This window comes from Streptomyces sp. KR80, from assembly GCF_052245555.1.
Classification (GTDB): Bacteria; Actinomycetota; Actinomycetes; order Streptomycetales; family Streptomycetaceae; genus Streptomyces.
This window is the reverse complement of sequence record NZ_JBQQCD010000005.1, coordinates 150,064-174,855: the sequence shown is the minus strand read 5'-3', so window position 1 is coordinate 174,855 and position 24,792 is coordinate 150,064. Positions and strand designations below refer to the sequence as shown.

At 66.8% G+C, this 24,792-nt stretch carries 21 protein-coding genes and 1 pseudogene; 10 read left to right on the top strand and 12 right to left on the bottom strand.

Features of this window, described 5'->3' with window-relative positions:
• Positions 1 to 124: 124 nt before the first annotated feature.
• The 6 genes from ACTWQI_RS10370 (at position 125) to ACTWQI_RS10345 (ending at position 9,632) form a co-directional block, all read left to right on the top strand.
• A complete protein-coding gene (locus tag ACTWQI_RS10370) occupies positions 125 to 1,495 on the top strand; it encodes a Tat pathway signal protein (RefSeq protein ID WP_443269490.1) in 1,371 nt (456 codons plus the stop codon).
• Between the two features lie 13 nt (positions 1,496 to 1,508).
• On the top strand, positions 1,509 to 1,799 hold the full coding sequence (locus ACTWQI_RS10365) for a DUF6087 family protein (RefSeq protein ID WP_443269489.1): 291 nt from the start codon (positions 1,509 to 1,511) through the stop codon (positions 1,797 to 1,799).
• 487 nt (positions 1,800 to 2,286) lie between these two features.
• Positions 2,287 to 5,847, top strand: coding sequence for a type I restriction endonuclease subunit R (locus ACTWQI_RS10360; protein ID WP_443269488.1), 3,561 nt, complete (start codon positions 2,287 to 2,289; stop codon positions 5,845 to 5,847).
• A gap of 5 nt (positions 5,848 to 5,852) precedes the next feature.
• Positions 5,853 to 7,343 carry a restriction endonuclease subunit S gene (locus ACTWQI_RS10355; RefSeq protein ID WP_443269487.1) on the top strand — a complete coding sequence of 497 codons (1,491 nt, stop codon included), beginning with the start codon at positions 5,853 to 5,855 and terminating at the stop codon, positions 7,341 to 7,343.
• Positions 7,340 to 8,899, top strand: coding sequence for a type I restriction-modification system subunit M (locus ACTWQI_RS10350; RefSeq protein WP_443269486.1), 1,560 nt, complete (start codon positions 7,340 to 7,342; stop codon positions 8,897 to 8,899). Before ACTWQI_RS10355 ends, ACTWQI_RS10350 begins: the two co-directional genes overlap by 4 nt.
• An 82-nt stretch (positions 8,900 to 8,981) precedes the next feature.
• Positions 8,982 to 9,632: a hypothetical protein gene (locus tag ACTWQI_RS10345; protein WP_443269485.1), complete on the top strand. Its 651-nt coding sequence runs from the start codon at positions 8,982 to 8,984 to the stop codon at positions 9,630 to 9,632.
• Between the two features lie 244 nt (positions 9,633 to 9,876).
• Here ACTWQI_RS10345 and ACTWQI_RS10340 read toward each other — a convergent pair whose 3' ends face one another.
• Both ACTWQI_RS10340 and ACTWQI_RS10335 read right to left on the bottom strand, forming a co-directional pair.
• The gene (locus ACTWQI_RS10340) at positions 9,877 to 10,092 is read right to left on the bottom strand and encodes a DUF397 domain-containing protein (protein WP_443269484.1); all 216 of its coding nucleotides are present in this window, start codon (positions 10,090 to 10,092) and stop codon (positions 9,877 to 9,879) included.
• Entirely contained in the window at positions 10,089 to 10,916 is an 828-nt protein-coding gene (locus ACTWQI_RS10335) for a helix-turn-helix domain-containing protein (protein WP_443269483.1), read from the bottom strand. The genes ACTWQI_RS10340 and ACTWQI_RS10335 overlap by 4 nt, the downstream gene beginning before the upstream one ends.
• A 145-nt stretch (positions 10,917 to 11,061) precedes the next feature.
• Between ACTWQI_RS10335 and ACTWQI_RS10330 the strand changes: the two genes are divergently transcribed.
• Both ACTWQI_RS10330 and ACTWQI_RS10325 read left to right on the top strand, forming a co-directional pair.
• Entirely contained in the window at positions 11,062 to 11,292 is a 231-nt protein-coding gene (locus tag ACTWQI_RS10330) for a hypothetical protein (RefSeq protein WP_443269482.1), read from the top strand.
• Positions 11,289 to 11,504 (top strand): hypothetical protein, encoded by a 216-nt coding sequence (locus tag ACTWQI_RS10325; RefSeq protein WP_443269481.1) that lies wholly within the window; start codon positions 11,289 to 11,291, stop codon positions 11,502 to 11,504. The genes ACTWQI_RS10330 and ACTWQI_RS10325 overlap by 4 nt, the downstream gene beginning before the upstream one ends.
• Positions 11,505 to 11,818: 314 nt before the next feature.
• On the opposite strand, the gene ACTWQI_RS10320 is transcribed toward ACTWQI_RS10325, so the two are convergent.
• From ACTWQI_RS10320 to ACTWQI_RS10295, 6 genes and pseudogenes are all read right to left on the bottom strand, one after another.
• Positions 11,819 to 12,259 carry a hypothetical protein gene (locus ACTWQI_RS10320; RefSeq protein WP_443269480.1) on the bottom strand — a complete coding sequence of 147 codons (441 nt, stop codon included), beginning with the start codon at positions 12,257 to 12,259 and terminating at the stop codon, positions 11,819 to 11,821.
• On the bottom strand, positions 12,259 to 16,902 hold the full coding sequence (locus ACTWQI_RS10315; protein WP_443269479.1) for a putative T7SS-secreted protein: 4,644 nt from the start codon (positions 16,900 to 16,902) through the stop codon (positions 12,259 to 12,261). The genes ACTWQI_RS10320 and ACTWQI_RS10315 overlap by 1 nt, the downstream gene beginning before the upstream one ends.
• Positions 16,902 to 17,414, bottom strand: a complete 513-nt coding sequence (locus tag ACTWQI_RS10310; protein WP_443269478.1) for a hypothetical protein — start codon at positions 17,412 to 17,414, stop codon at positions 16,902 to 16,904. Before ACTWQI_RS10310 ends, ACTWQI_RS10315 begins: the two co-directional genes overlap by 1 nt.
• Positions 17,411 to 17,815 carry an SseB family protein gene (locus ACTWQI_RS10305; RefSeq protein WP_443269477.1) on the bottom strand — a complete coding sequence of 135 codons (405 nt, stop codon included), beginning with the start codon at positions 17,813 to 17,815 and terminating at the stop codon, positions 17,411 to 17,413. The genes ACTWQI_RS10310 and ACTWQI_RS10305 overlap by 4 nt, the downstream gene beginning before the upstream one ends.
• Positions 17,816 to 17,945: 130 nt before the next feature.
• Entirely contained in the window at positions 17,946 to 18,737 is a 792-nt protein-coding gene (locus ACTWQI_RS10300; RefSeq protein ID WP_443269476.1) for a maleylpyruvate isomerase family mycothiol-dependent enzyme, read from the bottom strand.
• Between the two features lie 211 nt (positions 18,738 to 18,948).
• Positions 18,949 to 19,128: pseudogene (locus tag ACTWQI_RS10295) on the bottom strand (IS982 family transposase); the annotation flags it as partial.
• 138 nt (positions 19,129 to 19,266) lie between these two features.
• On the opposite strand from ACTWQI_RS10295, the gene ACTWQI_RS10290 reads away from it, so the two are divergent.
• The gene (locus tag ACTWQI_RS10290) at positions 19,267 to 20,343 is read left to right on the top strand and encodes a protein kinase family protein (protein WP_443269637.1); all 1,077 of its coding nucleotides are present in this window, start codon (positions 19,267 to 19,269) and stop codon (positions 20,341 to 20,343) included.
• A 142-nt stretch (positions 20,344 to 20,485) separates the two neighbouring features.
• Here ACTWQI_RS10290 and ACTWQI_RS10285 read toward each other — a convergent pair whose 3' ends face one another.
• On the bottom strand, positions 20,486 to 20,896 hold the full coding sequence (locus ACTWQI_RS10285; RefSeq protein ID WP_443269475.1) for a VOC family protein: 411 nt from the start codon (positions 20,894 to 20,896) through the stop codon (positions 20,486 to 20,488).
• Between the two features lie 238 nt (positions 20,897 to 21,134).
• Between ACTWQI_RS10285 and ACTWQI_RS10280 the strand changes: the two genes are divergently transcribed.
• Complete coding sequence (locus ACTWQI_RS10280; RefSeq protein WP_443269474.1) at positions 21,135 to 21,704, top strand: GNAT family N-acetyltransferase; 570 nt, start codon at positions 21,135 to 21,137, stop codon at positions 21,702 to 21,704.
• Positions 21,705 to 22,434: 730 nt separating this feature from the next.
• Here the strand turns inward: ACTWQI_RS10280 and ACTWQI_RS10275 are convergent.
• From ACTWQI_RS10275 to ACTWQI_RS10265, 3 genes are read right to left on the bottom strand one after another with little or no spacing between them, the layout of a single operon-like run.
• A complete protein-coding gene (locus ACTWQI_RS10275; RefSeq protein WP_443269473.1) occupies positions 22,435 to 23,412 on the bottom strand; it encodes a hypothetical protein in 978 nt (325 codons plus the stop codon).
• Positions 23,409 to 24,317, bottom strand: a complete 909-nt coding sequence (locus ACTWQI_RS10270; RefSeq protein ID WP_443269472.1) for an ABC transporter ATP-binding protein — start codon at positions 24,315 to 24,317, stop codon at positions 23,409 to 23,411. The genes ACTWQI_RS10275 and ACTWQI_RS10270 overlap by 4 nt, the downstream gene beginning before the upstream one ends.
• Positions 24,314 to 24,700 (bottom strand): GntR family transcriptional regulator, encoded by a 387-nt coding sequence (locus ACTWQI_RS10265; RefSeq protein ID WP_443269471.1) that lies wholly within the window; start codon positions 24,698 to 24,700, stop codon positions 24,314 to 24,316. The genes ACTWQI_RS10270 and ACTWQI_RS10265 overlap by 4 nt, the downstream gene beginning before the upstream one ends.
• Positions 24,701 to 24,792: the final 92 nt, after the last annotated feature.

Here is a 24,792-nt window from a genome sequence, read left to right as displayed (position 1 = left end):
GCCGATCGACTCCCGGACAAGCAGAATCGGCTCCCTTCGCCCGCCCTGACCAGTACCGTAGGGGTCGCGAACGGTGGCGAACATGCCACACTCCGTGACATGGGTTGGGGATGGTGAGGCGCACGTGGCGAGCGGAACCGGTAACCCGCACCTGGCACTGTGGATCGCGGCGACCGGCCTGTCCCACGGGGAGATCGCCCGCCGGATCAGCGCGGCCGCCAAAGCGCAGGGTCACCGGCAGGTCGCCCCGGACGCCACCCGGGTGCGCCGCTGGATCGACGGTGAGCGACCCCGCCCGCCGGTCCCCGCCCTGCTCGCGGGAGTGCTCTCCGAGGCGGTCAGCCAACCGCTCACGCCCGGTGATCTCGGGTTAACGGCCGCGGGTCCAGTGCTGGATACGATCCAGCTACCGTTGCTGACCGAAGCAGCCGCCCAGGCACTGGCCGGATGGACGCAGATGGACCTGTTCATAAGCCGTCGCGACACCCTCAAGCTCGCCGTCGGTGCCCCGCTGATCTTGGCTGCCGAACGGATGCTGGGCGGCACTGCCCGCCCACTGAATCGTGGCAGCAAGGGGTTCGACGCCGATACCGTCACCGCGCTCGAAGAGGTGACCGCGTTCTTCACCCGGGCAGACGCCTCCAAGGGCGGCGGCCTGTACCGGGCGGCGATCGTCGCCCAACTCGCCGAGGTCGCCCGCCGCATCCAAGACGGCATCCCCGCCGGCCTACGGGCACGGGTCTTCGCCGCGACCGCCGACCTGGCAGCGCTGGCCGGATGGGTCAGCCACGACTCCGGGAGCTACGCGACCGCTCAGAGGTACTGGAGCTATGGCATCTACGCGGCTGGGGAGGCCGGGCAGCGCGACCGCGGGGTGGAGATCGTCACCCGCATGTCGCACCAGATGATCTACCTCGGCCGTCCCGATGACGCCCTCGGCCTGCTCGGCGTGGCGGCCCGCAAGGCCACGATGCCCGCGGTCAAGGCACTGGTCGCCTCGCAGACCGGCCGGGTGCACGCGGCCCTCGGCGACGAGCGCCAGGCCGACAAGCACCTCGGCGACGCCGACGAGCTCCTGGCCGAGGGGCTCGGCGACGACCTGCCGGAGTGGGTGGTGTACTTCGACGGTGCCGAGCACGCCGGTGCCCGTGCGGTCTCCGCCCGCGATCTCGCCGGGCTCGGCCGTCCCAGCAGGCCAGCGAGCGTCCACTTCGAGGACGCGCTGAAGCTGCGCAAGCCCGGGTTCGAACGTGTCCGCGTCATGGACCGCTTCGGGCTCGCCGCCGCGCTGTTCGACCAAGGCGAGGTCGAGCAGGGGGCTGAGGCAGCCCAACAGGCGCTCGACGACGCGGCCCGCGTTGACTCCACGCTCGTGACCTCCCGGCTCAACACACTGCTGGACGCGGCCCATCCGTACCGCACCGCCGCGGTGAACGAGGTGCGTACGAGGGCGAAGGATCTCGCCGCCGCCCGGCCAACCACGATCGCCGCCTGAGACCATCAAGGCCATGGGCAAGCACCGCCGACCCGGACCGCCGAATCAGCCGTCACGCGCCACCCCGCGCGTCGACCCCGACGACCCGCTCGCGCCGTACAACAAGCGACGCCGCCCTCCGATGGACCAGTACCGGCGCCACGGGCCCGTGCACGGCGGCGCCGACCACCTCCGGCCAGACGAGCCGCGTGTCCTGGAGGAGTGGGACGACTTCGCCTATCAGGTGATTGGCACCGCCCTGGACCTCGCCGCGGCGCAGGCGTGGGTGAACGAACTCGTGCCCGACGACGACCCCGCGGCATAAGGCGACAACACGGCGTGACAACTGTGCGCTCCGTGATTCTCGAAAGTGACCAGTTACGAGAGTTCTACGAGCAGCCCGGAACGCCTCCGGTTTGCCCCGATAGCCACTTGCAGAAAACCTCGCAAAAACCGGGTCATCTGCGAGACGCTTCTGAGGGACTTCCGGCCTGGAGCTGACGCCCCCGTATCAGTCCACGAGTGCGATGGAACACCACGACTGCCCCCAGGTGCGAAGCCTGGCCCGGAGTCCGCGCCGCACGCGCGGTGGCAAGTCCGCGACGAAGTACCACACTGCGCGCTTTATCCTCGTCCCCGCCCTTCAGACCATCGCTGCGCTTCTCCCGACCTCTTGGACGCGTCACCTTGAGGACGAGCGCCTCGATAGCCGCCAGAGCGCCGCATGAACATGACGCGATGGGCCTTCCACCTGGTCTGCCTTGCGTAAACTGGTCTCTGAGATTTCCGAATGGGGACGGGGAGCTGGCGTCGTGGACGACCGACTTCGTGATCTTGCGAAGGCGTCACCAAACTTCGGGGTGCTGTATCAGCACCAGTCACTGCTGTCCCTGTACGGCGCCTTGGCCGAGGCCACCGTCTTCACCAATCCGAACTCCTCCCTGGTCCAGGCTGGCCAGTTCGGTGAAGTGCTGGCCGAGGAGCTGGCCAGCCGCACGGGCATGCGGGTTGAGGGGACCCGCCAGGTCGATCGTCTGAACGCCCTCACGCGGGCTGGCGTGCTCGTCGCCGAGATCCGCGCCGACTTCGACACGCTGCGCCGCGACCGGAACCGGGCTGCGCACAGTCACCTCTTCGACACGGCCCGTGCCCTCACTGCCGTGCGAGTCTGCTACAAGCTGGGGCTCTGGTTCCACGACGCCCTGACCGGCCGTCGCACGGTCGCGGAGTTCGTTCCGCCGGTCGACCCTCGCGACGCCACGCAGATTACGGACCCGGCCGAGCTCGCCGAGCTGCGCGAGGCTCTGGACGGACACCGCCAGGCCCTCACCCAGGCACGCACCCGCCTCACAGATTCGATCGGTGAGCTCGAAGCCGAGCGCAGGGCGCGCGCCGAGGCCGAGCACCTCATCGCCAGCGCAGACGCGAACAAGCATGAACTGCTGGCGCGCATCGACCAGTTGACGGCTCAGGTCGATGACCTGCGCGGAGCGCAGCAGGCCGCATACGAGGTCGCACGCCGTACGCCCCGCAGCGTGGATGCCGCCGCCCGCGACGCGATCATCCACCGGGCGCAGCGGCCCGCCCCGCTCAATGAGGTACAAGCGCGCGAGGCCATCGACGCCATGCTCCGTGCCGCGGGGTGGCTGGTCCAGGACCGGGACAAGGTCCATCCACTTGCGGGGAGGGGCGTGGCAGTACGGGAGTTCACGCTCGCCACCGGCCGCGCCGACTACGTCCTGTACGTGGACGGGAAAATCGTCGGCGTGGTCGAGGCCAAGCGCGAGGGCGACCATCTCTCCAGTGCCGTCGAGCAGAACGACCGCTACGCGGCCGGTGTACTCAAGGAGCACCGCCTCGCCGTCTGGCACGAGGCCGAACCCTTCGCCTTCCGCTACGCCACGACCGGCACCGAGACCTATTTCATCAACCGCCTCGACCCGGACGCCCGCTCTCGCGAGGTCTTCTCCTTCCACCGTCCCGAAACGGTCGCGGCGTGGATGCGCCGCACTGAGGAGACGCCCGACGCCCCGACCTTTCGGGCGGCCCTGCGCCGGCTGCCGACGCTGGAGCCGAACGGGCTGCGCCTCGCCCAGGTCGACGCGATCACCGGCCTCGAGGACTCCCTGGCACACGACCGGGCGCGGGCACTGATCCAGATGGCGACCGGCGCGGGCAAGACCTTCACGGCTGTGGCACAGACGTACCGGCTGCTCAAGCACGCCAAGGCCCGCCGCATCCTCTTCCTCGTCGACCGCAACAATCTGGGCAAGCAGGCCTTCGACGAGTTCCGGAAGTTCACAACGCCCGACGACGGCCGCAGGCTCTCTGACATCTACAACGTCGACCGGCTCGGTGCCGCCGGGCTTCAGGACACCTCGTCGGTCGTCATCTGTACGATCCAGAAAATGTACTCGCTGCTGCGCGGCGAAGCCCTCGTCGACGACGATCCGGCGGACGAGGCCGCGGACAGCCTGGCCTACGAGGACACCTACGCCACGGACCAGCCCATCGAGGTCTCCTACAACCCATCCGTTCCGATCGAGTCCTTCGACCTGATCATCGTGGACGAGTGCCATCGCTCGATCTACGGCCTGTGGCGGGGCGTGCTGGAGTACTTTGACGCCCATCTGGTCGGCCTCACCGCCACCCCCACGCTCCAGACGCTCGGGTTCTTCGGCCGCAACCTAGTCTCCGAGTACACCTATCCGCAGGCTGTCGCAGACGGCGTCAACGTCGACTTCGATGTCGTACGCATGCGGACCGACCTGCGGGAGAGGGGCGCCGCGACAATCGAGTCGGGAACGACGGTGCGAGTCAAGGACCGCAAGACGCGGCGGCAGCGCTACCAGGAGCTCGACGACGACTTCACATACTCGACGCGCCAGATCGGCCGGTCGGTGGTCACGGTGGACGAGATCCGGGGTGTGCTCACCGCGTACCGGGACAACTGGCGACGCTGGTTCCCCGGCCGGAGTGAACTACCCAAGACCCTCATCTTCACAGTTGGCGAAGATCACGCAGAGGATGTCCTCGCCCAAGTCAAGGAGGTCTTCGGGCGCGGGGACGAATTCGCCAAGAAGATCACGTACAAGAGCCGGCAGGCGGGTGAGGACCCGGACGAGCTGATCCGCGCCCTGCGGACCTCGCCCCGACTTCGGGTCGCTGTCACCGTCGATATGATCGCCACGGGGACGGATGTGAAGGCCCTGGAGTGCGTGATCTTCCTGCGCGAAGTGCGCAGCGCGGTGCTCTTCGAGCAGATGAAGGGGCGCGGGGCGCGGACCATCGGCCAGACCGAACTGCAAGGGGTCACCCCGGACGCCGATGGATCGGTACGCAAGGACCGCTTCGTGCTGGTGGACGCGGTGGGCGTCACGGACTCGTCCCTGGTCGACGCCAAGCCGCTGGTGCCGGCGGGCGAACGGCAGGTCGCGCTGTCGAAGCTGTTGGACAAGGCCGGTACAAAGTCCATCAATGCCAATGAGGCCGAGATCCTGGCGGGACGACTCGCCCGTCTCAATCAGCAGCTGACAGAGGAGGAACGGGACCAGCTGACGCGGGCGGCCGGTGGGAAAACTCTCTCCGAGATCGCGAGTGCGATCGTCAAGGCCGTCGACCCCGATCGGCAGGAACGGGCTCTGGAAGACGGCGGCCCGGCGGCGGCCCGACAGCTGGTGGAGAACGCGATTGCACCGTTGACGGAGAACCCGGAGCTGCGGCGGCACATCATCGAGATACGCCGTGACAAAGACTACGTTATAGACGAGTTCACGGCCGTGCGGGTGACGGATGTAGACGAGGTCCCCCGGGAGGAGCGTGCGCGGGAGGAGGTCGGCCGCTGGAACAAGCTCCTCAAGGAGGAGCGTGACCGCATCGCCGCGGTCAATATCGCGCTGACCAGCCCGCGTTCGGTGTCCCCTGCGGAGGCGTACACGGCGTTGCAGGAGCTGGCGCTGGAGATCCGGCGCCCGCAGTACGCGTGGACGCCGCATTCCCTCTGGACGTTCTACGAGGACCTGGGCACGGCGGTTCACTACCCGGGCCAGGAAGTGGGCGTCCCGGACCTCATCTCCCTGATCCGGTACGAGCTGGGCGCGGACGATGAGCTGAAGCCGTACCGCGAGACAGTGGAGGAACGTTTTGAAGCGTGGCTGCTGAAGCAACGGCAGGCGGGCGCGGACTTCACGGACGAGCAGCTGTGGTGGCTGCGGGCCATACGTGACGTGGTCGCGAGCGACGTCGGCATCAGCACGGCCGAGTTCAACGCAGAGCCCTTCAAGGGCAAGGGTGGCGGACGCGGCTTCGCGCATGCGTTTCCGAGGCGCGATGTACGGTCCCTGTTGAGTGAGCTGAATCGAGAACTGGCTTGAGTAACGTGGAACTTCCAGTGGGGTGGGCGTGGTCTCGCCTGGGCGACCTCGGCGAGTACATCAATGGACGGGGGTTCAAGAAGGCCGAGTGGTCGGATACTGGTCGCCCGATCATTCGCATCCAGAATCTCACCGGTTCTGGCGCTACTTTTAACCACTATGCAGGCGAGCTCGACAAGCGGCACACTGTCTTTTCTGGTGATCTTCTCGTCTCATGGGCAGCCACTCTTGGCGTATACATCTGGCGAGGGCCAGAGGCCGCCTTGAACCAGCACATTTTCAAGGTCGAGCCATTCATCGACCGTGACTTCCTTCGCTACCTGATCGACTACAAGATTCAGGAGCTTGTGGCGGCTAGTCACGGATCTGGGATGGTGCATGTCACGCGGTCCAAATTCGATGCGCTCGTGGTGGCTATTCCTCCATTGCCTGAGCAGCACCGCATCGTCGAGGCCCTCGAAGACCACCTCTCCCGTCTTGACGCGGCCGTACACATCCTGAGAATCGCACAGAACCGGTCTAGCTTCCTGAAGAAGTCCGTTGTAGAGAAGGCCATGCGGGGCGATCTGGCCCTGCAAAGCGATGAGGATGAGTCGGTCTACGACCTACTCGAGCGGGTAGAGTCCGACATCCTGCTTGCCGCCGATAGAAAGCGCCGCAAAGTCGTAGCTCCCGCCACACTGAGCGTGTATGCGAATCCACCATCGCACTGGTCTGTGCAGCCGCTCGGCGCGCTCTGTCACAATATCGAGTACGGAACGTCAGCCAAGGCGCACACCGATCCCGTCGATGGTGACGTACCCGTCCTACGCATGGGCAACATTCAAGACAGCCGCCTGGATTTGCGGAATCTGAAGTATCTACCAGGCGAGCACTCAGAAGCCGCGAAGCTACTCCTCCAGGACGGAGATCTGCTTTTTAATCGCACCAACAGCGCCGAGCTTGTCGGGAAATCAGCCGTCTACCGATCCGTCATGGGACCTGCTACCTTCGCCTCTTATCTCATCCGCTGCCAGCTCGCACATGGCGTCGAGCCAGAGTGGGTGAACCTATGCATTAACAGTCCCGAAGGGCGTCGCTATGTTGCATCGGTCGCCGCTCAGCAGGTCGGACAGGCGAACGTGAACGGCGCCAAGTTGGCTGCCTTCCCAATTCCGCTACCACCACATGGTGAGCAGCTCAGGATTCTCACTGAGTTGCGCGATTGGGACGAGACCGTGGATCGCACCACGAAAGTCACCGGTCGCGCTCTCCACCGCTCCGTTCACTTGAGGCAAGCCCTCCTCCACCGCGCTTTCGCTGGCAAGCTCGTTCCCCAGGACCCGCTCGACGAACCCGCTTCCGTCCTCCTCGACCGCATCCGCGCCAAGCGTGAAGCGCAGGACAGCGCCCACAAGCGCGCGCGCCGTCCCCGCAAGGCAGAGTCCGCGCTACCGCCGCCCTCTGCCTCAGCCCCAATCCCGACTACCGCCGTTCAGCAGGAGTTCGAGCTATGACCCCCGCAACCCCCGCCCAGGCGAACGCGCAGACCAACACGCTGGTCGCCAAGCTCTGGAACTACTGCAACGTCCTCCGCGACAATGGCCTGTCCACCATCGAGTACGTCGAGCAGCTCTCGTATCTGCTCTTCCTCAAGATGGCCGATGAGATCGCGAGCGACCCGTTCACCGAGGCCGAGGCCCGCACCGTCGTACCAGCCGCGTACGACTGGCAGTCCCTGGCGTCCAAGAAGGGCATCGAACTCGAAGTCCACTACCGCGAGATTCTCACCAAGCTCGCCAAGAACCCCGGCACCACCCTCGGCAGGATCTTCGCCAAATCCCAGAACCGCATCACTGAGCCCGCCCTCCTCGAAAAACTGGTCGTCGATCTGATCGGCAAGGAGGACTGGACCATCCAGGGAACCGACCTCAAGGGCGACGCCTACGAGGGTTTGCTCGCCAAGGGGGCGGAGGACACCAAGACCGGCGCCGGCCAGTACTTCACGCCCCGCGCACTCATCGACGCCATGGTTGACGTGATGCAGCCGCAGCCGACCGACACCATCACCGACCCCGCCTGCGGCACCGGGGGCTTCCTGATCGCCGCGCATAGCTACATTCGCAAGCACCGCATGCGGGACCTTTCCCGCGAGCAGCGTCTCGCGCTCGGCTCGGGCAAGATCTGGGGCAACGAGTTGGTAACCGGCACCGCCCGCCTCGCCGCGATGAACATGCTGCTGCACGGCATCGGTGACGCGGACGGCCCCAGTCTCATCACCGTGGGCGACGCTCTTGCCGAGAGGCCCGACCGGCATGCCTCTCTGGTCCTCGCCAACCCGCCCTTCGGCAAGAAGTCCGCGATCACCGTCATCGGCACGGACGGCAAGGCCGAGAAGGAAGATATCTCCTACGAGCGTGACGACTTCCGCGCCACCACCACCAACAAGCAGCTCAACTTCCTTCAGCACATTATGTCGCTGATGGAGATGAACGGCCGTGCCGCCGTCGTTCTCCCCGACAACGTCCTGTTCGAGGGCGGCGCGGGCGAGAAGGTCCGCCGCCGTCTACTCGAAGAATTCGACCTGCACACGATCCTCCGGCTTCCTACCGGCATCTTCTATGCGGGCGGAGTCAAGGCGAATGTTCTGTTCTTCGAGAAGAAGCCGCCGCGCTCCGGCGGTGCGCCCAACACCTCGAAGCTCTGGGTCTACGACTTCCGCACCGGCAAGCACTTCACCCTCAAGCACCACCCGCTCCGCCGCGCGGATCTGGAGGAGTTCGTCGAGGCGTATCTCCCGGGCAAGCCGCGTACGGAGCGAGTGGAGTGGGAGCGCTTCAAGTGCTTCGACTACGACGAGCTGATCGCCCGGGACAAGGTCAACCTCGACATCACCTGGATGAAGGATCCGGCGCTCGACGACGCCGACAGCCTGCTGTCGCCCGAGGTGATCGCCCAAGAGATCGTCGAGGATCTCCAGGCCGCGCTAAGCGAGTTCGCCGCGATCGCCGAGGCGCTCGGCGGCGAGGTTCCGGCCGACACCAACACAATCCAGCCAACCGCAACCGACTGATCCCCAAAAATGTTGCCCCTCCCCCGCTCGCGCCGGAAACCTTGGTGTCGACGTACAACAGCACGGCGAGACGGGGCATTCGTTGGCGATTCCGCATCCGCAGACACGTGAGTTCCAGGCGTTCAGGACCAACCTCGAGTACGCCCGGAAGATGATCCTCGCCGGCCAAAGTCTGGCCGCCTTCCAGTCCCCCGTCTTCGACATCGGCGACTTCTACCGCGCCGCCTGGGTACAAGCGGTCTCCGCGATCGACCACTGGTTCCACGAGGAGCTGTATCGCAGAGTCGCGGACCTGGCCGCCCAGGACAGTCCCGGCATGCCGTACCAGCTGACGAAGTTCGAGCTGCCACTGGCCAAGGTCGAGGACCTGCGGCGGGGCACCACCACGCTCGCCGACGCCGTGTCCGAGCACGTCAAGGCGAAATGGGCCAACGCCTCGCTGCAGAACCCGCGCAAGATCAGCGAGGCGCTGAAGCTGGTGACGGAGGAGGACATCTGGGCCAAGGCCGCCGTGCAGCTCAACGCCTGGAACCACGATCGGACTTCGCTTACAGCGCAGTCACTGAAGAAGCAGTACGTGGCGATCATGGAGCGCCGCAACAAGATCGCCCATGACGCGGACCTGCTGGACGGCGACCTCAAGCGCCGCCGCCCGATCACCGATGCGGATGTGACTGACGCGATCGACTGGATCGAGCGCATAGCGCTCGCCATCGCGAGTGTTCTCGGGTGACGGTGGTCGTCATCAACCAAATTCCGGACGCCCAGACTTGGTCAGTGCTCACTGCGGAGTAGGCTCGGCCCTCCTCATTCTCGAGACCCTTATCCGAAAGTCACGGGTAGGTAAGGGCCCTCATATGGTGGTGCGCCTCCGGAGACGGACTGTGTAGCCCCTCCACTGAGTGACAACGGGGAACTAGCGAGCCCCAGTGGTTACCAGCCCCTTGCACTTTCCTTCCAGGGCCGTTCCCCGGACATCAGACTGGACGGAAGCCGTCGGCCTTCACCTGCGCCACGAACGAGGACCACGCCTCCGTAGAGAAGACGAGTGCGGCGCCCTGCGGGTCCTTCGAGTCCCGGACGGGGACTGCGCCTGGAAGGCCGACGGCGATCTCGATGCAGGCACCGCCGTTCTCGCCGCTGTACGTGCTCTTGTGCCAGACGACACCAGAGATGTTGTGTATGTCGATCACGGATTCAGTTCCTTCATGACGGACGCGATCAGATCGGTCGACTCACGGGGCGGCAGAGCGACAGCCCTCAACAGATCATAGGTTCGATTTGCCTCCGCGACAGCCTCCGGTTCGCCCAGCAAGTAGTCCTCGTAGAGGCCATGTTCAAGGAGCACGTCCGGACCCTCAGCGAACGACAGCGTGTTGAAGGACGCCCTCAGCGAGGGATGCTCTTCTACGTTGAAGGGGACGACCTGGACAATGATTCGGGGAATCTCGGCAGCCTCAAGCAGGCGGCCGAGCTGCGCGCGCATGACACCCGGTCCCCCGATGCTCCGGCGCAGCAATGTCTCATCCAGGATCGTCCACAGCTGGGGCGGGTCGTCCCGGGTCAGGATTCGTTGGCGATGCATACGCGCGAAGAGCAACTGCTCAAGACAATCCGGTCGTCCGCTCTTGAGGACAGCGCGTGCATAGTCCTCCGTCTGGAGCAGCCCTGGCACGAGTTGGTTCTCGAACCACTGCAGGCCGGTGGCCTGTTCCTCGAGCTCGATGTACGGCCGGAACCACGCCGGGTAGGCATTCTTGATCACCACTGGCCACAGGCGTGCGAAGAAGCCATCAGTGCCGAGTGCCGCATCGAAGGCGACTGCTAGGTCGTCCTTGGGGACACGCTTCGCCGATTCGATCTTGCTCAACAGGGATGGCGCGCAGTGCACCTCCTTCGCCAGCTCCGTCTGCGACAGCCCAGCCAACTCACGCCGCAACCGCAGCTCCGCGCCGAAGAAGGCGAGCGTGGACGTGGTCGGATCGAACATGGGATCAAGTTCGTTCTCAGCAGCCACCGTTGGGCCTCCGGTCTTGACAGCCGCTCCGTCACAGCTGCACCCCTGTTGAGGGTAGCGCCGCTGCGCAACGCTGTTGACACGGAACGTAATTGACCACGTGCAAGTGGCGCGTGGCATGCACCAGGGAAAGGCGCACACGCCCATGACGACGACTGGCCAGCGCATCGCGGCAGCCGAGAGGATCAGAGCGGCGGAAGAGGCTCGCGACGAGTTGCGCTCAGCGCTCGCCGGGGTCGGCGTGAAACTGCCGTCGCTGCGTATCGATCTGCCGTCGTGCACGGGTGACCGTCCCCGGCCGCTCGTCGACCTCGGGCGCTGCAACGTCGAAACGGCCGTCGCTCTGGCCGCGGCTCTGCGGGGTTGCGAGCCGTGACGGCGATCGAGGCCGGTGCGATCGTGATGGACACCGCCAAGTGCGCGGTGGCTGTACGCGCGGCCAACGGCGACTTCCTGCATCTGGTGCGGCCCAGCGGCATCTCCTGGGAGGCCAGAGCGAGCGATGTCCGCCCAGCGACGGATGCCGAAGCGCTGAGCGTCAAGGTTGCCATCGCCAACCGCAACAGCCAAGGGAAATGGGGCCGGTGAGCCCGTGCCCCATCACCCACCCCCGATAACGCCCGCTCCCCTGCCGGACCTGGCCCGGGGCCCCCGACCATGCGCCACCCTCGGCAGGGGAGCGGGCCCAAGCGCCACCTCGTAACACCACCCATGGCGACCGATTCGGGTCAAGGGTCGCACCGCATCACCACCCGCACGACACGGCAACAGGACGGACGTTTATGACTGCCACTGCACCCAGCCGTCCCACCATGAAGCATCGCGGCGAGCCAGCCAATGGGCTTCGCTCGCAGCTGCTATCTCGGGATCGAGCTTGCCCAGGGTGACGCTTGATGCCTCCACTACCAGTCGGACATGCTTTCGCTGACGATCCAGTACTCGTACTCCTCCGTTGTTACAGCGCAGAGTGTCTGCCTGTCTGGCGACAGTGCGATGAACTCGATCCCCCCCTGGTCGTCGGTCAGCGCGGAAACATCGATTTCTGGCGTACGCCGCACCCTGACCCAGCCGACTTGCGAACATCCTGTCGTTACCGCTGTGATGAGGAATTCGCCATTAGTCGAGAATACGCCGGCTGATTCAGCCTGTGATTGCCAGACGGTGTTTACGGACTCGCGGCCAACGTGATCTCTGGGTGCTTTCGCTTTGGGTGAAATATTAATGTTGGCCACCACTGTCCATGCATCGTCGACGGTGGGGCCCGGCTGGTTCCCCTGGATTTCAAGGACTTCGAGTCGGCTTGATTGGAGCTTTCTGATCAGAATTTCCGCTGGGATCCCCATTATTCATCCTTGTAGAAGAAGTGGTGATCGCCGCCAGGTTTGTTGATGGCTCGGTAGCGTTCCATGGACTTGTATCCATCGCTGGAGTTGTCCCAGCCAAAGTTTACGAGGCTGCGCGTCTGGTCTTCCAACGTGCTTCCCTTTGGAGACCCGGCATGGAAGTGAAGGCCCGCTGGATCGTGCGTATGCTCGACGATTACGCGCGACCCGTTCGGTGTTTCGAACTGACGGAAGTTACCCCAATGTGTTGGGTCTGGGGCGTAGACATGCCCCGGCATGTTCTTGAGGGTCTTGTCCCCCATAACGACCCATTCGGCGTCCGGCGTCGCTCCGTAAGGCACTCCGGCCGCTTCGAAGGCTGCCCGCTCCGCGTCTCCCCGTGCGTCGAAGGGATTTCCTTGCTCACCCTTCGGACATGGTGAGAGACCGAGAGGGTCGGACCAGGTGTGGGGGTTGTGGACGTAGGTTGCGGGGTTGGGATCGGGAGCCAATCCCAGGGGGTCGGGGGTGGTGTAGCGGGCGGTTTCGGGGTCGTAGTGGCGGTGGAAATTGTAATGGAGGCCGGTTTCGGGGTCGGCGTATTGGCCGGGGAAGCGGAGGGGGGTGTGGGCGATGCTGGTGGGGTGCCAGGTGGTGGTGCCCCAGAGGGTGGTGTGGGTGCGCCAGGCTATGTCGCCGTTTTCGGTGAGGAGTTCACGTGGGGTGCCGATGAGGTCGGTGACTATGGCGAAGAATCGTTCGTCGACTTCGGTGTCGGTGAGCTGTTTACTCTCGCGCTGGGCTAGCGGCTGCAGGCCGTTGTGGTCCCAGGTGAGTGTGGTGGTGCCGGTGGTCTGTTCGCAGAGGGTGGTGCCGTCCCAGGTGAAGTCGGTTTGGGAGAGGACGGTTTCGCCGTCTTCGGCGAGTTGCTGTTTGGCGATCCGGCGGCCGAGGGGGTCGTAGAGGTAGCGCCAGTGCTGCCCGTCGGGGGTGGTGCAGGTGGTCAGACGGTCTTCGGCGTCCCAGGTGTAGCGCCAGGTGTCCGGCTTGCGCGAGAGGCGGGACTTTTGGCGCAGGGTGGTACGGCCGGCAGCGTCGTATTCGTAACGGACGTGTCCGGCTGTTTGGATGCGGGTGCCGGTATAGGTGCGCGGGCCCACTGATTCCTGTGGCCAGGGGGCGGACAAGGTGGCATCGGTTTGGTTGCCTGCCTCGTCGTAGGCGTAGCGCTCGGTCCAGCCGTGGGCGTGGACGGCGGTGACGCGGCCTGAGCGGTCGAGGTCGAAGCGCTGGGTGCCGCCGAGCTGGTCGTGGATGTCGGTGAGGTGGCCGTCGGCGCGGTAGGAGTAGCTGCGGCCCTGGATGCGGCGGCCGTCGGAGCCCATCACCTGCTGGTCGGTGAGGCGACCCAGTGCGTCAAAGGCGCTGGTGATGCTGATTTGGCCGAAGTGGCGGGTCAGTTCATGGCCTACCGCATCGAAGGCGAAGGCCAGCTCGTGCCCACCGGCGTTGATCGCGATCCGGCGGCCTAGTTCGTCGTAGCGCCAGGTGCTGATCGCGCCGGTGGGAGTGGTCCGGCTGGTGCGGCGGCCCAGCTGATCGTAGTCGTAGGTGATGGTGCGGCCGTTGACGGTTTCGGAGCGAAGGCGGCCGTAGCGGTCCCGGAGTTGGGTGAGGGTGGCGTCCGGGCCGATCGCTTCGGTCAGGGCGTCGGAGTAGTCGTACGCGTAGGTGGTGATGGCTCCGGCGCTGTCCTTGCGGGTTAGCTGGCCGAGTGCATTGCGTTCGTAGCTGATCTGCTGACCGAGGGCGTTGGTGCGGGTGGTGAGGCGGCCGGCGGGGTCGTGGGTGTAGGTGAGGGTGCGGTTGTCGAAGTCGGTCTCGGATATGAGGTGGCCGGCCGGGTCGTACTGGTAGTCCCAGGTCAGGCCCTGAGGGTTGGTGACGTGGGTGAGGCGGAGTTCGGTGTCGTGGGTGAACTCGTAGCGCGCCCCGTCGGGGCCGGTGCGGGCGGCGAGTTGGTCGAAGTGGGTGTACTCGAAGCGTGTGACCTGGCCGAGCTGGTCGGTGTGGGTGGTGCAGTTGCCTTCGCCGTCATAGGTCCATGTCTCTCCCGTCCCGTCGGGGGCGATCCGGGCGGCGAGCTTGCCCTCGGCCGTCCACACCAGGTGGGTGGTCTCGCCGAGTGGGTCGGTGACGGAGGTGACGCGGCCGAAGGCGTCGCGGCGGTACCAGGTCACCGCGCCGAGCGGGTCAGTGACGGAGACCGGCAGACCGGCCTCGTTGCAGTCGATACGCGTGGTGTTGCCCAGCGGGTCGGTGACCGCGATCAGGTGGCCGCGCGGGCTGTAGGTGAAGTGTGTGGTGTTGCCGTCCGGGGTGGTAAGCGAGGTGCGGTTGCCGTGGGCGTCGAAGGCCTGCTCGGTGATGTTGCCGTCGTAGCCCACCAGGCGTATGGGCAGGCCGAGTTCGTTGTACTCGGCGGTGGTCTGCCGCCCGTCGGGACGGGTTACGGCAGTGAGGTTGCCATGCTCGTCGTAGGTGAAGTGGGTCGTTGCGCCGAGGGGGTCGGTGCGGGAGAGCAGCCGGTTGTAGCGGTCACGCTCGAAGCGGGTGACCGCGCCCAGCGGGTCGATCTCGGCGACCACTTGGGAACGCTCGTTGATCAGGTAACGGGAGGTGCGGCCAAGCGAATCCGTGATGGTGGTGACGCGGTGGCCGGTCTCGGGATCGGTGGCGTCGTAGGAGAAGGCTGAGCGCAGATGGCCTTCCGTACCGGACTGGAAGACACAGCGGTCCTGCTCGTCGTAGACGTACTCGAAGCGGCTGTTGTTGGTGTCCGTCCAGGACGTGATGCGGCCTTGTTCGTCGCAGCCGAAACGCAGGGGTCGGCCGGAGGAGTTGGTGACGGACGTGAGGTGGCCGTCGGTGTAGCCGTAGCGCACCAGCAGCTGCTCGCCCAGGTACAGGGCGGTGATCCGGCCGTCCTCGGTGGTGAGGTTGAGCTGCTGGCCGCTGCTGTGGGTGATGGCGGTGGGGGTGCCGTCGAGATCGTGGTCGAAGGCGATCCAGTTGCCGTTGCGGTCGTCGATCTGCTCGAGCAGCGCCAACTCGTCGCTGTGGTCAGTGAAGTGCCAGGTCCGGCCCGCGTCGGGGTCGGTGACGGTGTAGCCGCCTGCCGGGTCGCGGTCCAACGGCCAGCGCTGCCCCTCCACCGGCAGGACGGGAACACCGGGCGCGGGGTGCGGGTAGGCCAGCAGCGAGCGGTCCTCCCGTACGAAGATCACGCCCTGGGCGTCGATCAACAGCCGCTGGTCGATGGTGGACGCCCAGCACGGACCGAACCAGCCGCCCGAGCGGAACGACGATTCAAAGGTGCGGGAGAAGACCAACGGCAGCACACCAGGTAGCGCCACATCCCGCTGCTCCAGCAGCATCCGCCCCGTGGCTACATCGACCGGATCCCCCTCACACCTCTTGACGCCCCTCTCCTGCGCCTCCGCCTCCGGCTTGTTCCCCACTGCGTCTCGCGCCTGTCTGCCCGGCGCGGATTCGGCGAGTTCCTTCCCGCCCTTCATCGCGCCGCGCAGGCCGCCGCGCACAGCGCCTGCGCCCTTGGTGCCGAGCAGTTCGGGGATCAAACGGCCGGCGAACTCCGAGGGATCCTTCTTGATCGCATCGGCGATCTGGCCCGGGATCTTCTCCGGGTGGCGGGCAGTGGTGACCAGGCCAGCCGCCATCAGGTTCACGTTCTGCGCGTACTCGGCCGGGTGGGTGAGGTTGTACAGGGACATCGGGTTGGTCGAACGGGCGAAGGAAACGATGCCCGCCCCGCCCTTGACCACCCCGCCCAGCAGGTGCGTGCCCTCCACGATCTGCGCGCCGGTAAGGTCCAACAGCTCTATCTCGGCCCGGTCCCAGCCCGACGGCTCGGCCGGGGCGTGCTCCAGCGCAGCTCGAACCTTCCGCGCGGCGTCGGCGCCCGCGTCGTTGCGCTGCCTGCGGGCCTCCGCGAGGATCCGGGCCGCCTCCTCGATGTCAGCCTTGCCCGGATCGGTGAACGCACCCGGCCTTGGCCCCGGGTCATCCCCGGCCTCCAGCGTCGCGTTGTACGCGTCGACCTTGGCGTTGTACGCGTCCACCGCCTGCTTCGAGGCCTTCGTCCCGGACGCGTACAACTCGATGGCTTCCCGCGCCTGCCCCTGCGCCCACTTGACCGTGTCCGCGTACGCATCCAGCGCCCTGGCGGCGTCCTCGCAGGCATCCGCCGCGTGCAGCCACTTCTTCGGGTGCACCCCGAACTTCTCGCGGAAGGCGTCTGCGGCCTTGCCCTGCCAGTGACCCGCATCCAGCTTGCGCAGACCCTGTCCGACCCGCTCGAATGCCCGCTGGAAATCACGCAGATGCCGGATGCTCTCGGCCAGTGCCGACAGCTTGCCGTGGACCAGCTCCTCGGGCTGATTCGTCTCGCCGAGCTGCTGCTCGCCGACCGAGGCACCCAGGTCGGAGGCGACACCATCGCCGAAGTCCTGAACAGCATCGGCCGCGCCCTCCGCGCCGACCAGGTCCAGGCCGTCCCCGACCACATCAGTGGTGGCGTCGACCGCCTCGCCCAGACCCTGCTTCGCCCCGTCCCACGCGTCCCCGAGCGCGCCGAACACCATCAGCCCTGAACCCCGTCCTCGTCGTCGTCGGCCAGCGCCGCATCCCACCCAGCCTGGGTGTTCGCTGCGGACCGCTGGAAGGACTCGGCGCTGTAGTCAGCGTCCGACCCGTGCCCGGAATCCCAGATCTCGCCCCAGGAGCGCGCGGTGGTCTCTTCCTCCGTCGCGTGCGGATTGCCGAACATCGCATTACCCGCGACCTTCACCGTGCCCGACACGTACTCCTCGTTCTCGTGGTACACCCCCGCCGCCAGGCCCAACTCCTTGGCGAACTGGTTGCCCTCGGCCATCAGGCCGCGCACCCCCCACTCCCAGCGGTCACAGAACTCGCCCAGCACCGACGTGAGCCCCTGATGCCCCACCTCAAGGCCCGACAACGCGATCTCGGAAAAGCCCCGGCCCATACTGGCCGAGCCCACCATGCCCAGCTCCTTCAACTCCGCCAACGCCGCGTCGATGCCCTTCGCCACCTGCGCCAGAGCATCCGGATCCGCCTCGAAACCCCCGCTCACGCCACCACACCCCCCATACCCGGCGCGTCCACCGCGACCGCGTCCGGCACGATCCCCGCAACCGGCGGAAACAACACCGCATCCACCCCGTCCGCGACATCCACCGCCACCCCACACGGCACACCCACCGCCGGGATCACCGCATCCAACAACCGCGCACCCAGAATCCGGCGGTACGCCCACTCCCGGCCGCCCTCACCCCGCGCCGCAGCCCACCGGGCCAACGCCCCCTCATCGGTGAACGCGTAAATCCAGCGCAAGCCCGCCGACTCCGCCGACCACAAACCATCCCCGTCAACCAGCGGCACCAACACCGCCGTACGCCGAAACTCCCCCAGCAACACCGCGAACTCACGCCGAGCGCTTGCTATTTCCCCGTCCTCGTCCCGGTCAGCCGCCATGCCAGCACGATCCCAGCCCACGATTCCCCACCGCAACGCGCGACACGCACCCCGAGTCATGTCACGCCTCACACGACCAACAGGCAGGCCTGAACACGTCGTTCGATCCCCATGCAGAAGCCCGCGCTGATCATCCGAAGCCGACCCGCTCCAGCCAGAAGTCGAGCAGCTGCACGTCGCCAAGGATCTCAATGCCCTCGCCGCGGGCGGGGCGCCGCCGGTAGATGATCAGAAGCAGGTCGATCAGTGGACCGCGCACGGCGACGGCAGCCTTCTCATGTGCGCGACGCCAGACGATGGCGTCGCCGGTGAGGTCGATCACCCACTCCGCTGCCGCGTCCGGTGCGGTGTCGGTGGCGTGGAAGTGCAGCGTGCGGCCCGGACCGAGCAGGTCGCGCATCCAAGGGTGGATCTCGAAATGCATCGGCAGCGAACCGAGCTCCATCCACTCGTCAACGGCGTCGAGGGCAACCTCCTCGTCGACGGTGAACTCCGCGCCGACGGCCAAGGTTGCGTCGGTCCGATGGATGACCGTCTCGTGCGCAAAACGGCGGGCGAAGAACTCCGCGGTCCGTCCGGGGATCGGGGTCCACACCTCCGCACCGGGCCCGGCGGCGCGCAGCGTGTCCCCCAGTTGCGCGGCGCCCTCGGCGAGCCAGGGGCCGAGCACGGCGGGGTCCTCGTCGACGTAGCCGGAGAGGTCGCGGAAATGGTCGTCGGGAAGGGGCCGCGTCGCCCGGGTCCGTACGATCGTCTCGGCCCAGCGGTGGCCGCAGCCGAGATGCCGCAATAGTTGACCGACGTTCCAGCCGGGGCAGGAGGGCACGGGGGCCGTCAGGTCCGCGCCCTCGATGCGGGACCTGAGCAGGTCGGTCTGCGCGACGATCTCGGCACAGTAGCGGGCGTGGCTCAAGAGAGTCATGACGCCACGGTAAGGCGCACCGCTGACAGAATGGACGCCCGGAGGGCACTGCAGATCATGCTGCGACGTGTCCCGGTCGGCACGTTGATCACGCCTAGACGAGTAGTTCCGATGTGATCAGTGGTCATAGGCGATCAGTGAGCCGGGGGACTGCCGCGCCGGTCAGATTGTTGTGCCAGATGCCGACGGCCATCGCGAGCACACGCTGCTTGTTCGCGTAGCACAGCGACCGGGCCTCCGAGTGGTACCCGAGCAGGGCCTGGGCCACAGCAAGACAGACGAGTTCGGAGTCACTGAGCAGCGGCGGTCGACCGAGGCACCGGGTTCCTCCAATTTCGTCGTCGATCTTCACGTAGCGTGCGGTCAGGAGGGTGCTCAGGTCTGTCGTCACACACGGATCTTGGACGCCCTCTGCCCGCTCCGGAGGCCAAACCGCAGAGCCACGGGTCGTTGCGCTCGGCGGGACTGCGTAGCCATTGCAGAATCGAGGTCGGCACCCCAGGTGGAGGCCGCAGTGAAGTGCCCTGACATGTCGCGCGGTGCGCGTCTGACCGCCCATAGTGCCGTCTCCACATCCCTGGCCTTGTGCAGTGATCGCGCCCTGCGCGAGCTCGTGGACACGGCCGTGCCGATCGGATCAGGCATCGGCGGGAAGTCGGCCCTGATGGAGGTCGCCGGAACCCCGGTCTTCGTGAAGCGGGTGCCCCTCACGGACTTGGAGATGCAACCTGAGCACGTCCGGTCCACGGCGAATCTGTTCGAGCTGCCCGTCTTCTGCCAGTACGGCGTCGGCACCATCGGCGGGCCGGGCTTCGGGGCCTGGAGAGAGCTCGCCGTGCACACCATGACGACGAACTGGGTGCTCGCGGCGGAACACGAGGGCTTCCCCCTGATGTACCACTGGCGGGTGCTGCCGGACTCGACGCCCCTGCCCGAGGAACTGGCCGACGTCGAACGGGCTGTTGCCTACTGGGGAGGCGGATCGCAAGTGCGCCGCCGGATCGAGGCTCTCCAGCAGTCCTCGGCGAGCGTCGCGCTGTTCCTGGAGTACATCCCGCAGAACCTGCACCAGTGGCTGGGCACTCAGGTCGAAGCAGGAGACCAAACCGCCAACCGAGCCTGCGCCATGGTGGAGAGGGAACTGGCAGCCGGCACCTCGTTCATGAACAGCCGCGGGCTCCTTCACTTCGACGCGCACTTCGAGAACATCCTGACCGACGGCCGGCGCCTCTACTTCGCGGACTACGGCCTCGCCTTTTCCTCCCAGTTCGAGCTGTCGCAGGACGAGGCCGACTTCTTCGACCGGCACCAGACCTACGACCGCTGTTACACCGCCACATATCTGGTGAACTGGCTGGTCACCGCTCTGTACGGATACCAGAGGGAGGACCGGGAGAGCCGCTACGCGCTGGTGCGCGCCTACGCAGAGGGCAAGCGCCCCACAGGAATCCCAGAGGAGGCCGCGGCGATCCTCGCCCGGCACGCGCCGATCGCCGCGGTGATGTCCGACTTCAACCGCAAGCTCCAGCGCCAGAGCAGGCAGACTCCATACCCGCTGGAGGAGATCCGCCAGCTTGGCGGGATGTACAGCTCCTCCATTTGCTGACGCACGCCTGGAGGCCAGCACTCGACATGGATCAGTCACCCTACGTCGGCCTCCAGCAGCACCCCAGGGCACGACGCTGGCCCGACCACGCGCGCATGCGACATCAAACCCGCGCAACAGCTCGGACAACGGAACTACTCGTCTAGCTATCCACGTACAGGCAGAAGGGGTGCCCTGCCGGATCGAGCATCACCCTGACGTTCTCCTGAGGCTGGTGGTCGGCTTCCTCAGCACCGAGTTCGAGCGCGTGCGCGACGGCGGCGTGCAGGTCGACGACTTCGAAGTCGAGGTGCATCGTGATCCGCTGGGCGCCCTCTTGGGCGGGCCAGACAGGACGTACGTACCCGTCCGAGATCTGGAAACCGAGGTACGCCACGCCCTCCGGCGGTGCGATGGCCGCCCCCTCAGCGTCTTCCTTGGCGATCTCCCACCCCAGCAGGTTCGAGTAGAACCGCGCGAGCGCGTGGGGATCGGGAGCCTCCAGTACGACCCCCCACCAGTCATGTCTCGACATCCGGGGAGTGCCCTGGTCGTGGCTGGCTCGTCCGCGCATGCAGACAGTGTGCCACCCCGCGTGTGCTGTCGCCGCCCGGCGAATCTGGTGCGTGGTCGAGGGTCACCGCTCTGTCCCCGCCCCCCACACGACTCTCCCAGCGGGTCCTCGGCGAGGCGGACCGGGTCTGCCAGCGCTGCCTCGTACGCGGGGCGGGCGAAGACGTACGGGCCCTTGGGAAGCTCACCGTGAGAAGATCCCTTCGCTGTGTGCGCTGGTTCCGACCGCGGAGGTCATGATGTTCGCGATATCCCTGGGCGAGGACGGCGCGGAGATGCGCCCGCTCGAGCCGTGGCGGGCCGAGGAGTTCCTGGCCCACATGGACCGAGGACGGGAGTTCGTCGGGCAGTACATCGTGTTGCCGGACTTCGTCACGGATCTGGAGTCATGCCGCTCGTTCCTCCACTCGTACGCGGAAAAGGTCGCGGCCGACGCCGGGCGGATCTACGGCATCTGGACGGGCGGCAAGTTGGTCGGCGGAGTCCTCTTCCGGACGATGGACGTCGAGCAGGGCACCGCCGAGGCGGGCTGCTGGCTGGAGCCATCAGCGGTGGGCCAGGGTCTGGTGACCAGGGCGGCGCGTGTGATCATCGATTGGGCCGTTGAGGAGCGGGGCATCCACCGCGTGGAGTGGCAGGTCTCGGCGGCGAATGAGGCCAGCATCGCGGTGGCCCGTCGACTGGGGATGGCGAAGGACGGCGTGCTGCGGGAGAGCTACCTATACCGGGGGACGCGGCACGACATGGAGGTCTGGTCGGTGCTGGCGCCGGAGTGGCGGGCGGCCAAGCAGGCGTCTTACAACGGCTGAACCCGAAGCCTACGCCCTCGGCCCGCTACATCTTCTTGCTCGTCAGAGGCAGCCGGCAGGCCGGCTCATCGGGTCAGCCGTGGTCAATCATGGCGGCGCGGACAGAGTGCCCCGGAGTCCTCGCGCAGCGCGGGCGTACTCCTCGCCAGTCGCGATGATCCACTCTCCGGCTGAGGGACAGCCGAAGTTGCGTTCGTAGACGGTCGTGTAGCGGCTGGCGTCTGGCAGATGAACGGTCATTTCGAAGGGCTTGCCCTCGGGACGGCTGAGCACCATCGCTACTCTGCTGCCGCCCCGCTGGCATCCTCCAGGTCCTCGGTGACCAGTCCCCGGCTCATCTGCTCCTGGCCGTCGGCGCCGCTCTCGCCGCCACCGCCGCCGCACTCACCACGCGTTACGGACGCCTGGTGCTGTCGTCATTACGCGGCACCTCCACCCGCCGACGATGAGTTCAGCGCTTCCAGCCTCCGTGTTTCGGTTCTGCCTGCAGACTCCGACCCGCCTGCGTGTTCGCCGGGAAGGCGATCTGCGGTGACCCGGAGACCGTGCACGGCATCGTGGTGACCGGGAAGTCGCAGGCGGACAACGACGGTGCGGCGCCGCCGATGCCGTCATTCCACCCAAGCCCACGGGTGCGCACGGGAATGGAGCCGTGCCGTGCCGCTGCACGGGTGGAGCATCCCGCCTCGGCGGTTCAGTTCCGATGGCCGTGTCGGGGTGTACGCCCCCGTCAGGGCGTACGGCGGCGCAGCAGCCAGAAGGCGGCTGCGGTGGCGAGTGCGGCGAGCGCGAGGACGATGCCGGTCTCGACGAGCTGGATCGGCCAGTAGTGCGCGGCGGGATGGACCTCGGCATAGAAGTCCGTGACGCCGTTCTGGGCCATGCACTTCTTCAGGTCGCTGGGGTGCTCGGTTCCGAAACAGGCGAGGTCGTTGACCCGCTTGCCGGAGGCGGTGACCATGGCCAGGTCGAACTGCTGGGCGCTGTTAGGGACGGAGACCGCCTTCTCGCCGGTCCATATGGCCTTCGGCCACAGCTCGGACCGGTATCTGTCGCCGAGGAAGTAGACGAGCAGAGTGACGAAGAAGGCCAGGCCCAGTGCGGGCAGTGCGCGGCGCATGAGAAGGCCGGCGAGGGCACCGATAGCCAGGCCGAGGAGGACGTAAGCGACGCCGGCCGTGCCGGTTGCGTGGAAGAAGTCGTTCTCGTACCACTGATTGACCAGGGCCTTGTCGCCCGACGACCACACCCACCTCAAGAGCAGCGACAGCAGCGCCGTGCCGGTGGTGAACAGCAGCGCGGGGACAGCCAGCTTGGCGGCGAGCCATCGGGCCGGCGTGACGGACTGGGTCCAGGCGAGGGCGGCGGTGCCGCTCTCCAGCTCGCGGCCGATGAGCGCGCCGCCCGCATAGGCGGCGACGGCGAAGGGCAGGTAGGCGATCACGGCGGCGGCGAGGCCGAGCAGCGGAGTGTAGTCGGACACGACGTCGTGGATCGATCCGCACGGCGGGAGACCGCCGCCCGTGCCGCAGGGTCCGTTTGCCAGCTCGGCCTCCTCGCCCATCCGGTACAGCCAGAGGAGTCCGCCGATGCCGGCGGCGACGAAAGCGGTCCAGATCCACAGCGGCGCACGATGCACTCGCAGCACCGACCAGGTCAGACCGCGAGGGCCGCGAGGGCCGCGAGAGACAAGGGTCGGTGCGGTCATACGGCGGCCTCCTGCCGGGTTGCGGGCGTGGCGCTCTCGGTGAGCAGCGCGGGGGCGCCGGGGTTGCGCAGATGGGCGAGGAGCAGCTCCTCCAGGGTGGGTTCCTCGACGAGCCAGGCGCCGGTGTCGATTTCGCCGTGGGGGCGGACCAGTGCGGTACGGCCGCGGCCCGTGACCCGCTCCTCGACGATGATGTGGGGACCGAAGTCCTGGTTCGTTCCGGTGATCAGGGTGTGCGCGGCAAGGATGTCCTCGCATCCGCCCGCGAGGCGGATGCGTCCGCCGCCGAGCAGCAGGAGGTCGTCGCAGGAGTCCTCCAGCTCGGCGATGACATGCGAGGACATCACGATGGTGGTGCCGTGCTCCACGGCCTGGGCCATCAGCGTGCCGGTCAGCTGGTGGCGGGCGAGCGGATCGAGGTCGGCCATCGGCTCGTCCAGCAGGAGCAGTTCGGATCGCTTGCCGAAGGCGAGGGCGAGCGCGACCCGGGTGCGCTGGCCGCCGGAGAGGGTACGGATCTTCGCTCCGGGGGCCAGTCCGCTGTCATACGCGATCCGCTCGGCGGCGGCCTGGTCCCAGCGGCCCGGGTTCAGCTCGGCGCCGAGTCGCAGGGTCGAGTCGACGGTGAGCTGCGGGTACAGCGGCTTGTTCTGGGCGACATACGCGACGCGCTCACGCGACTCGATCGGCCTTGCCCCCAGCACCCGTACCGTCCCCTCGGTCGGCCGGAGCAGCCCGGCCGCGAGCGCGAGCAGGGTGCTTTTTCCCGCGCCGTTCGGCCCGACGAGCGCGCAGATCCGGCCGGTTGGCAGCCGGAAGGAGCAGTCCCGCAGGACGTGCTCGCGGCGGCGCGCGTACCTCATGCCGAGCCCGACCGCCTCAAGTGCGGCCGTTTCCTTGCTCATTGCTCCCCCTCGGGAAACTCCTGATCCAGTACGGAGTGGAACAGTGCGGCGGCGTCCTCGCGATCGAGTCCCCCCGCGCGGGCCCGCCTCATCCAGTCGGCCAGCTCCGTGCCGAGCGGCGAGCCGGCGGGTGCCCCGCCCAGTGACTTCTGTACGAACGTGCCGAGGCCGCGCCGGGCTTCGACCAGACCCTCCCGCTCCAGCTCGCGGTAGGCCTTCAGCACGGTGTTCGGGTTGATGGCTGTCGCCTCGACCACCTCGCGGGCAGTGGGCAGCCGGTCGCCGGGCTCCAGCAGCCCGAGCCTCAGGGCCTGCTTGGTCTGCTGGACGATCTGGAGGTACGTGGCCACGCCGCTGCGGCGGTCGATCCGGAACTCGACCAAGCACTAACACCCTTTCATTAATCAAGTAGTGAAAGGGTGATGTAAACGAGGAGTAGTGTCAATACCCGGTCCCTCTGCGTCCATCCGGCCCG

What these genes read in the sequence shown, in the direction of transcription:
- ACTWQI_RS10320 (WP_443269480.1), bottom strand. Translation starts at nt 12,259, where the DNA reads ATGGGGATCCCAGCGGAAATTCTGATCAGAAAGCTCCAATCAAGCCGA.
- ACTWQI_RS10280 (WP_443269474.1), top strand. Translation starts at nt 21,135, where the DNA reads ATGTTCGCGATATCCCTGGGCGAGGACGGCGCGGAGATGCGCCCGCTC.
- ACTWQI_RS10315 (WP_443269479.1), bottom strand. Translation starts at nt 16,902, where the DNA reads ATGGTGTTCGGCGCGCTCGGGGACGCGTGGGACGGGGCGAAGCAGGGT.
- ACTWQI_RS10365 (WP_443269489.1), top strand. Translation starts at nt 1,509, where the DNA reads ATGGGCAAGCACCGCCGACCCGGACCGCCGAATCAGCCGTCACGCGCC.
- ACTWQI_RS10305 (WP_443269477.1), bottom strand. Translation starts at nt 17,815, where the DNA reads ATGGCGGCTGACCGGGACGAGGACGGGGAAATAGCAAGCGCTCGGCGT.
- ACTWQI_RS10300 (WP_443269476.1), bottom strand. Translation starts at nt 18,737, where the DNA reads ATGACTCTCTTGAGCCACGCCCGCTACTGTGCCGAGATCGTCGCGCAG.
- ACTWQI_RS10275 (WP_443269473.1), bottom strand. Translation starts at nt 23,412, where the DNA reads ATGACCGCACCGACCCTTGTCTCTCGCGGCCCTCGCGGCCCTCGCGGT.
- ACTWQI_RS10290 (WP_443269637.1), top strand. Translation starts at nt 19,267, where the DNA reads ATGTCGCGCGGTGCGCGTCTGACCGCCCATAGTGCCGTCTCCACATCC.
- ACTWQI_RS10285 (WP_443269475.1), bottom strand. Translation starts at nt 20,896, where the DNA reads ATGCGCGGACGAGCCAGCCACGACCAGGGCACTCCCCGGATGTCGAGA.
- ACTWQI_RS10330 (WP_443269482.1), top strand. Translation starts at nt 11,062, where the DNA reads ATGACGACGACTGGCCAGCGCATCGCGGCAGCCGAGAGGATCAGAGCG.
- ACTWQI_RS10350 (WP_443269486.1), top strand. Translation starts at nt 7,340, where the DNA reads ATGACCCCCGCAACCCCCGCCCAGGCGAACGCGCAGACCAACACGCTG.
- ACTWQI_RS10270 (WP_443269472.1), bottom strand. Translation starts at nt 24,317, where the DNA reads ATGAGCAAGGAAACGGCCGCACTTGAGGCGGTCGGGCTCGGCATGAGG.